This window comes from Polynucleobacter finlandensis (genome assembly GCF_018881755.1).
GTDB lineage: Bacteria > Pseudomonadota > Gammaproteobacteria > Burkholderiales > Burkholderiaceae > Polynucleobacter > Polynucleobacter finlandensis.
Map to the genome: position 1 here is coordinate 108,667 of NZ_JACVPS010000007.1, position 9,519 is coordinate 118,185.

Annotated in this window: 6 protein-coding genes and 1 tRNA gene; 4 read left to right on the plus strand and 3 right to left on the minus strand. The window is 44.1% G+C overall.

What is annotated here, in order from left to right:
* Nucleotides 1-22 precede the first annotated feature (22 nt).
* A tRNA-His gene (locus ICN49_RS06530) sits at nt 23-98 on the plus strand.
* Nucleotides 99-320: 222 nt separating this feature from the next.
* On the plus strand, nt 321-1,274 hold the full coding sequence (locus tag ICN49_RS11720) for an HD-GYP domain-containing protein (RefSeq protein ID WP_216166874.1): 954 nt from the start codon (nt 321-323) through the stop codon (nt 1,272-1,274).
* An 11-nt stretch (nt 1,275-1,285) separates the two neighbouring features.
* On the opposite strand, the gene ICN49_RS06540 is transcribed toward ICN49_RS11720, so the two are convergent.
* Nucleotides 1,286-2,248 carry a diguanylate cyclase domain-containing protein gene (locus ICN49_RS06540; protein WP_216166875.1) on the minus strand — a complete coding sequence of 321 codons (963 nt, stop codon included), beginning with the start codon at nt 2,246-2,248 and terminating at the stop codon, nt 1,286-1,288.
* Nucleotides 2,249-2,267: 19 nt separating this feature from the next.
* The gene (locus tag ICN49_RS06545) at nt 2,268-2,795 is read right to left on the minus strand and encodes a PDC sensor domain-containing protein (protein WP_216166876.1); all 528 of its coding nucleotides are present in this window, start codon (nt 2,793-2,795) and stop codon (nt 2,268-2,270) included.
* 271 nt (nt 2,796-3,066) lie between these two features.
* Here ICN49_RS06545 and ICN49_RS06550 point away from each other — a divergent pair, with 271 nt between their 5' ends.
* Both ICN49_RS06550 and ICN49_RS06555 read left to right on the plus strand, forming a co-directional pair.
* On the plus strand, nt 3,067-5,994 hold the full coding sequence (locus tag ICN49_RS06550; protein WP_255535419.1) for a bifunctional diguanylate cyclase/phosphodiesterase: 2,928 nt from the start codon (nt 3,067-3,069) through the stop codon (nt 5,992-5,994).
* Between the two features lie 163 nt (nt 5,995-6,157).
* Nucleotides 6,158-7,729, plus strand: a complete 1,572-nt coding sequence (locus ICN49_RS06555; RefSeq protein WP_216166878.1) for an adenylate/guanylate cyclase domain-containing protein — start codon at nt 6,158-6,160, stop codon at nt 7,727-7,729.
* Here ICN49_RS06555 and ICN49_RS06560 read toward each other — a convergent pair.
* A complete protein-coding gene (locus ICN49_RS06560) occupies nt 7,713-9,311 on the minus strand; it encodes an HD family phosphohydrolase (protein WP_255535420.1) in 1,599 nt (532 codons plus the stop codon). The genes ICN49_RS06555 and ICN49_RS06560 overlap by 17 nt on opposite strands.
* Between the last annotated feature and the right edge of the window lie 208 nt (nt 9,312-9,519).

Here is a 9,519-nt window from a genome sequence, read left to right on the forward strand (position 1 = left end):
CTATAATCTTGGATCTACGATGGCGGACGTAGCTCAGTTGGTAGAGTCCCAGATTGTGATTCTGGTTGTCGCGGGTTCGAGCCCCGTCGTTCGCCCCACCGCAGATCAATAAAAGACCTCATTTGAGGTCTTTTTCTTTGTCTTAGAATCGTTTGATCGCGGTAGTAATTATTTTGTCAAGACTCAATCCGCGTGTGATCTATCTCAATTACTCTTCATCATTAAAGAGTAGAGTGAGCGAGTCACAACTTGATTTTTTAGGATCAATGTGATTAAGTTTAGGAAGTCACCTTTAAACTATCCACTTTCTAAGGCAAAGAGTGTCTGCCAGACGTCATTCAATTAAAGTTGCTGTTGTAGCTCTGATCACCGCAATCTGCGTGGGTGAAGTCGTGATTATGTTTTTGCTGGATCGATTCGGACCTTTTACTCCGATTGTTGAGGCGGTAATAGATAGCGTGTTGCTGGTAGCCATCGCTCTTCCAGTGGTGATAGCGGCTATTTATAAGCCAATGGCTCGAAATCTAGATTCGTTGATTGAATCAGAATTTCTAGTAAAGGAAGATGAGCGGATCATTCGAGAAGATGCAATAGAGCGCGAAGCATTATTGGATGAGCTTGATTATGCCGCCACAAAAATCTCTGAGCGTGAAAACCAAATGCTAGCTTTACTCAATTCACTTGCCCTGGCAAAAGATTATGAGACCGGTGGTCATGTAATACGAACTCAAAAATACCTCACGCTTTTAGCTTATCGTCTTCAGGAAATGGACCAGTTCCAAGAGGTGCTTGCAGGCAGCAAGATCGAGACACTTTCTAAAGTGGCGCCATTGCATGATATTGGGAAGATGGGTATTCCTGATGCCGTCTTAAGAAAGGCTGGGGCTTTAAGTGATGATGAGCGCAAATCCATCGAGGCCCATACTTTGATTGGTGAGTCGATTCTGTCGGCCGCAGAATTTGGTGATATGGCAGATGGAGATTTGATTACGATCGCTATTAAAGTTGCCGGCGGGCATCATGAGCGTTGGGATGGTTCTGGATACCCAAGGGGTTTAGTGGGTGAGGAAATTCCCGCTGAGGCCAGGATCATGGCAGTAGCAGATGTTTATGATGCACTGGTCAGCACTAGACCCTATAAACGTCAATGGACTCATCAAGAGGCTGTCGCAGAAATTGTCGCTAAGAAAAATATCCACTTCGACCCATGGGTGGTAGAAGCCCTTTTGCTGGAGGAGCAAAATTTCTTAAAGGTAGCTGCTGAGTTTGCTTAGTGAGCGAAGATTTAAAGATCTTCTTTAAATACCTGCACCCGATTTCTGCCGTGGAACTTCGCGTAATACATGGCCTTATCGGCATTTTTCGTTAAGATATTCTCATCTTCTCCATGCTCGGGATAGATGGCAATTCCCAGGCTTGCACCGCCAGCAATAGCTTGACCATTCACCATATAGGGCTCAGCCAATGTGGCCCGAACTTTTTCTGAGGTGCTAAAGGCGCTTTCCTCGTTATCGATATTGGGAAGCAGGAGGACAAACTCATCACCCCCAATGCGCGCTACGGTATCAGAACCGCGCACACAATTTTGCATACGCTTAGAGGCCTCAACCAGCATATCATCGCCGGCTGAGTGACCATACTGATTATTGATGGTTTTTAGATTGTCCAAATCGATAAATACTAGGGCAAATTTAGAATGATGACGTTTTGCTGCACCTAGTGTTTGGTGTAGCCGATCTGCAAAGAGTAGGCGATTGGGTAGATTGGTGAGCAGATCATGATTTGCAAGGTGCTCATTTTGAATATTCTTATGATAAGACTTGATGAGTAGTCTGGTGCCAATTGCAATGAAGAGTAGGCTTAAAAGAGTTGTGTATAGAATCCCGTAGACGCTCTGACGCCAGCTTGACAGGTAGAGTTCCTTCGTTGCAATTGCACCAACTACCAAAGGGTACTCTGGAACCAATCTAAAGGCGATCATTCGTACGACGCGCTCATTATCACGCAATGAAGTTGGGGCATCAGTTATGACAACCGCATCGCTCACTTGAGGGTTGTTGATAGCATTTTCTAATGGTTCACTAGAAACTTTCTTACCAATCCGTTCGTCGACAAATGGCCAACGGGTTAAAAGTGTTCGATCATTTCTAAATAGCACAAGCGAGGAACCTTCGCCCAAACTAACGCCAACGCGCTCATAAAATTTGGAGAAGACTTCGGCTGAAACACCAATCAGAGCAACACCCAAGAATTCACCAGTGCTGCTGTTAATGCTTGGCTAAATAAAATACCCATTTTTCATTCCCTTTATTGTGAACAGGATTGCTATAAAAAGTTTCAGATGTATTGTGGGTACTGAGGTATTGAAAGTAGTCGCGCTCTGCCAAGTTAATCGTAGGGGGTGGATAGGATCTTGAAAAGTTAATGACTTTGCCGTCTTTATCAATATAAGTAGCTACATCAATGATCGAGTTGGAATTTGTTTTTTCTTGCAGCGAAAGAAAGCGATCTTTTTTGCTGGCGAAATCTCGGTAGGCCTTCTCGCTTTGAATGCTTGCGCCTGAGACACCATCAACCAGACTTTGTAGGGCAGTATTTGCAGAAAACATGGTTTGAGCAGCATGCTCAGAGAGGGTTAAAGCAAGGTTTGAAAGTTGCTCAGACCTATCTTTAATAGAATTTTCGCGCAGGATGTAAGCGGATATCGCGGCGCTGATGATAAAAATGATCGCCAGAGCAAAGCCGGTAATGATTGTCAGGCGGGTAATTCTTCGAATTCTTAATTCAGCATCCATTTACCATGATAGCAACGGTGATGTTGAAATCAGTCTTATATTTACAGGAAGTTGCTCTGGTATTTCAGGTATCTTGGAGTGTGTTGGATTGAAGATATGCATTACTAGTCCATAAATGCTATTTACGGCTTAAATTTTGATTTTTTTAGGCAATATTAAGGACAATCAAGGCTATTGCCCTTATATTGTCTAACTCATATTTACGATAACTTTAGTCTAATTCTTGAGCCTCCTTTCGATAGCAACTTCCTCCCAGCGTTTTAGTAAAAAGATGGTGATTAGGGTCACCCTTTGGTCCATCTCCTACGCCCTTGTATCCACTTTTTTATTGAATTATTTTTCCGGCGTGGTGGGTGAGAGTCCTATTTGGTTGCCCGCGGGAATCGGTCTTGGAGCACTGCTGGTATTTGGTTTGCGTTACTGGCCCTTTGTATTTATAGGCGCCACATTGGGTGAAATGGGCGGCGGGCACAACTTACTGATGGCGATGCAGTTAGCGAGTGGTTCCGTTATGAGTTTTGTCTTAGCTGACGTCCTGCTTAAGCGCTACTGTAGGTTTAACGTGCGTTTTGAAGGGCTGCGTGACTACGGGAGTTTGCTCCTAGTTAGTTTATTAGCCGCTGCAATTAGCACTGCTCTAAACATTCAATTTCTGATCTTGGGCGGCCTCATGTCGTCCGAGGCTTTGACAGAAGTTTACAAGAAATGGTTTACAGGCGATTTCTTTGGGATGGCTTTTGTAACACCCATTCTTCTGGTGCTGCATCAGCCGGGGATGTTTTCGTGGCCAAAGCAAAAAAAATACTTCTTTGCTGTGGCTCTATTTGCATTGTTCATTCTTGGCCAAGCGATATTCTTTGCATGGTTTAAAGAGTTCGTTGATTTAACAGGGCGAGGTTTTTTCTTAATATTCCTCATTGCGTTATTCGGATTTTATTTTGGTCGACATGGCGCGTTACTAGCCTTTGCATTGGTCATGATCCAATCAATTTTGGGTGCCATCTATGGCGGCGGATATATTGGCCATGACTTAATGACTAAACCAGGTCACCAGGTTATTTGGGTATATCTAGGCATACTCTGCGGCGTTGGTGTTTCAATCAGCTTGGCTGTTAAGAATTTTAAGATTCAAGCTGCAGATCTTAAGAAGGTATCCTGGCTTGCCGTTGAGTCTGCGATTCATTTCAAAGCAATTGTCTCTTCTGTGCCGATATTGATGGCGACATATGACTTAAAAAATCAAAAAACAGATTATGTCAATCCATTCTTTACTAAATCATTGGGCTATGTCACTGAAGATTTTTCTGAGTCAGGTGCGTGGTGGACATTTGCTTACCCCGATCCGGTTTACCGCAGCGAGGTTGAGACGGAGTGGAATCGCCGGGCCGAGGAAGCTCGCGTAACAAATACTGCTTTTCGAGATATGGAGACTATTACTACATGTAAGGATGGTTCTCAGCGTCTCATTGCCTGGAGTTGTTTTTTTACTTCTGACCGCATGGTGATTCACGGTAACGATGTAACAGAGCAAAGACGCTCTGAAGATGTACTGAAGATATCCTCCGCCTTATATCAAGCTATGGGCGAAGCCGTGGTGATAAGTGATGCCAAAAATAATATCCTGTTAGTAAATGAAGCTTTCCAAAAGCTCACTGGTTACCAGAACGCCGACTTGGTAGGACGCTCTTTTTCTGATTTCCTAGTGAAGCGCCACGGCGCACGTTCGTACTCGGATATTTTTACCTCATTAGCGGCCATGGGTCGCTGGGAAGGGCAGGCCTGGATTGACGTGAAAGACGGCGACGAGGAACTGCGCTTTGTCTCGATCTACTCTACTTTTGATGAAGGCGGTTTTGCGCTGCAACGGGTTATCTTGATTTCAGAAGTGACGGACTATCGCAAAGCGCGAGAACTGATCAGCCAACAAGCAAACTTTGATCCATTAACAGGTTTGCCAAATCGCCGTCTGATGTTGGATCGTTTGGAGCAGCTCATCAAACAAGCTACTCGTTCCCAGAAGAGTCTTGCGGTCATTTATATCGATTTAGATAACTTCAAAGATGTGAACGATAGTCGTGGCCATGATTTTGGTGATGAGCTTCTCAGGTCTGTTTCAGCGCGTTTGCGAGGCGAGATCCGTGAGACTGACACGGTAGCGCGCATTGGTGGGGACGAGTTTGTGGTCTTGTTAGGAGAGTTGGATAGACCAGAAAATGCTGACATCATCATCCGCGAGATATTGAAGAAACTTGCTGAGCCATTTTTGATTCAAGATCAAATAGTGTATGTAACGGCAAGCTTTGGTATCTCGATGTTTCCGAACGATGGTAGCGATGGCAAGGCGCTCCTCTTGGGTGCTGACCAGGCAATGTATGCCGCAAAATCCAATGGCCGCAATGGCTACCAGTATTTCACGCAATCCCTGCAGATTGAAGCCAGCTATCGTGCCGGCATCATTGCTGAGCTCCGAACAGCCTTGGAGAAAAAGCAATTTTTATTGCATTACCAACCGATTGTGCATTTAGAGACGGGCGTGATTACACATGCTGAGGCTTTATTAAGGTGGCAACGTGCAAGCGGCGAAATCGTGATGCCAGGTGCATTCATCGAAATTGCAGAAGAATCGGGGTTGATTGTTGAAATAGGCGATTGGGTAGTTCAAGAGGTGATTTATTTCCTAAAGTCACTAGGTCGGGATAATCAAGTGACGATTGCTTTAAATGTTTCCGCATCACAATTTAATTCAAATCAGCATTCTGCTATGAACTGGATTGATTGGATACGTGAGGGCGATGTTTCACCTGAGTTAATTGTGTTGGAGATTACAGAACGTATGATGCTCATCCAGTCGCAGCGCGTCTTGAGAAAGATTGCCATGCTTCAAGAGGCAGGGTGCAAGTTCAGCGTAGATGACTTTGGTACTGGCTATTCTTCCCTAGCCTCCCTAAAGAACTTTAATTTTGATTACCTCAAGATTGATGCGCACTTCATTCGGACACTTCTTCCGAATAGTATGGATGCCTCCTTAGTTTCTGCCATGGTGTCTATGGCTAAGGGATTGGGCTTACATTCCATTGCCGAAGGGGTTGAAACCGAAGTCCAAGCAGGCTTACTGCGGGATATGGGCTGCAACTTTGCTCAGGGCTACCTTTTCAATAAGCCCCTCAGTGCAGAAGAATTCAAAAATATCCTCCTTTAACTGTCTATTTATACATATAGCAGTCTAATTTATATTAAAATGTTGGATTTAGACAACTAACTGTCTAGTTGTTTTCTACTTTTATACACATAAGTGTTGTCTATGCCGCATAGATGTCTGTATAAATGATCCCCCAGCCATCACTTTTTGGACAGATATACACATGATTTCTAGCAAGGCACTGATAGACCAGACCGGTATATCGCGTGCAACCCTCAATAACTACATCCAGCTTGGGATTTTGCCTAAGCCGGTTGTACAGTCTTTGTCTGCTGATGCAGATGAGGGTGGGGCTAGAGTTTTGGGCTTCTTTCCAGATGACGCTCTTGAAAGAGTGCAGGCAGTGCAGATATTAAAAACCCAAGGCCTATCGATGGCCCAGGTAGCCGAACGTTTAGCGCAAACCGACGCTTTGCTGGAAGTTCACGAGTTGCAACTCGAAACCGTGAGCGCACGTCCTGCGATGCGCCCAGTGGGTGGTTCGACAAATGCAAGAACGGCTAATACCCGTTCAGGCCATGGCATGTCAGAGGCTTTAGGTAATTTATCGCTATCGCTTGATACCCTCACGCATCCAGCCTATATGCTCAATTACAACTTTGAGCTCACTTGGTTTAATGAGACTGCGCGTAAAGAGGTATTTGGCTTTGTGACGCCACCGGCTAAAAGTACCGAGCGTAACTTACTCAATCTATTGTCGAGACCTGAGGTTTGCCTTGGCCTTGAAAATCAGCGTGCTTTAGTGGGCCTACTCTTACAGTTAGCCAGCTCACGAATCAGCTATGAGTCTTTAGCCAAGTTGGTTGCTCAGAGTGATGCAGAGTTGATGCCGCTTTTAGACTCGCTTGCATTCGGTGACAGTGAAAAAGAACAAGCAGTGAATGAAGTGGAGTTTTTCCAAAAAGATTCCAAAGGTAAGTTTGTTTGCTACCGCGTTTATGCCGTGTATTTCCGCGAAGGTATTTTGGTGGTGCACTCACCAGGCGAAGAGCGTGGCGATGATTTATTGAATTTCCTTGCACGTCGTGATCAAGTGATTCAATCCTTGCTCAGCAAGCGCCTGCCAGTGATGACGCCATTGGCTGTGCTGGTAGCTGACTTACAAAATTCTGTTCGCATCTGCTCTGAGCTTCCGCCAGATGAATACTTTGCCTTAATTAATCAAATTTGGGCAACGATGGGACCTATCCTGCGCAAATATACGGGCACGCATGGCAAGCATGTGGGGGATGGGGTGGTGTATTACTTCTTCCCTCAGGCTGAAAGCAATTACCTCTTTAACGCCGTTGCGTGTGCAGATGAATTGCGCCTGGCCATGAGAAAAATTAGTGCTGAATGGCAGCTTAAGAAAAATTGGTTTACAGAGTTAGAGCTCAATATTGGTTTGCATGAAGGGCAAGAGTGGCTTGGTAGCTTCCAGTCGGCTAACCATATTGAATTTGCCGTACTCGGTAATACAATCAATCAAGCCTCTCGTTTGAGTGACTTTGCAAGACACGGCAGTATCTGGGCAACTAAAGATTTGATTAGCAAGTTAAGTGCTGATGAGCGAAGCCGCGTTGAATTTGGCGTGCTCCGAAAAAGCCAAGAAAACGGTGAACGCTTTGTCGCATCTTCATATGCTCAGGTTGAGTCACTGATTGATCTGCAAAAAGACAAGTACGAGAAACTCAGAGATATTTCTCAACTAGCAGTAACCGAAATCCGCCGTATTAGCGCTACACGCCTTTACTAAACTGGTAGTCCGCTGGCGGTGGGTTGTATCCCGGAATCTTATTAAGATCCACGATATCAATTTGGCTCTCATCTAAAAATTTATGGGCGTACTCTTCGTAGACTTTTTCCCAGATAAAAATATCGAAGAGATCTGGGTCTACGTGTTGACCTAATTTCATCTTTCCAAGGATTTCTAGAGACTCGCTTAAGGTCTTGCCCTTTTTATAAGGGCGATCTTTTGCGGTTAGAGCTTCAAAGATATCGGCAATACCCATGCAACGAGCCTGGATCGACATTTCCGTCCGCTTCAAGCCTTTGGGGTAGCCTTTGCCATCCATGCGCTCATGATGACCGCCAGCGTACTCAGGAACATTTTTAAGATGTTTTGGCCAGGGAAGTTCCTCGAGCATGGCGATAGTTGATTCAATATGGTGGTTAATAATCAACCGCTCATTAGGAGTTAATGTGCCTGCTCGAATAGTGAGATTTTCAATCTCTTTATTACTGAGAAAGGGGTGTATTTTTCCGGAGAGATCTTCCCATCGATAGTTGGCGGAGATGCTATGCACCCGTTCAATATCTGCATCTTGCATTGACTCGACGCCAATATTGCAATGATTTAAAAAATTACAGTCTTCAATAAGTTGCTGGTGCTGATCGGAAGCCAGTTTTTTGGAAATGAGATTATTAGATTGCGCAATTTTAATATCTCGAAAAATAATCTCAGCGCGTGTCTCTATGAGCCCAATGCGATCAAATATGCCTTCTAATTTAGTGGCTTTATCAACCACGTGGACCGGTGTAGTGATTTTTCCGCAATCATGGAGTAGCCCAGCAATCTTTAACTCATGTCGATCTTCTTCTGAAAGAGTGAAGGAGCTTAATGGCCCGTAAGAGCAGCGATTAACAGCATCGGCCAACATCATAGTTAGATCTGGTACGCGATTACAGTGGCCTCCAGTATGAGGGGACTTATCATCAATAGCCTTATTGATGAGACTAATAAAGGACTCAAATAAATTTTCCAAGTGATTGATCAGCATACGGTTGGTAATTGCTACCGCCGCCTGTGAGGCGAGGGCTTCAACAATCAACTCATCAGATTTTAAAAATGAGGTAATTTCTCCAGTTTCTCGGTCAATGGCATTAATTAATTGCAGTACGCCAATGATTTCAGACTCATGATTTTTCATGGGGATCGTCAAAAAGGACTTTGAGTGGTATTGATTGGCCGCATCAAATTCATGTGTGCCTGATAAGTCAAACTCTATCGAGTCATTATAGGCATCAGCAATATTGATTGTTTCCATTCGGTGAAAGGCATTACATACCACTCGAGAAAGGTCGGGCGTACCATCTGAATTAAAAAGCGGTATTAGGCCAGCTTTAATTGGGGCCGCACTTTTTCCACCTAAATGAATGCCTTTGCTTTTGTTGTGCACAATTTCAAATACTAAATTTTTATTTTCGCTAGCGCGATAAATGCTGGCCGCATCTGCATTTGTGACGTCCATTGCCGCGCCAAGAATTTTTTCCAACAATAAAGAGATATCTTTTTCAGTACTTAGAGCTGTGCAAATATTCAACAATTTATTCAGCATGTCTATGGTCATTACCTGTGATTTGAAGTGAATTAAGGACTTAGGATAAGGGTGAATCACTTTATTTGCCGCGCATTAAAGGGATTTTGGTGGTATGTACGTCCCAATAAATTTGATTTAATATCCTAAATAGACAACTTTCACAAGCATAAATCTTGCCAAACATAATTTTTTAAAGTGATTAGGTTCTGTCAGAGGGCTTTGGATT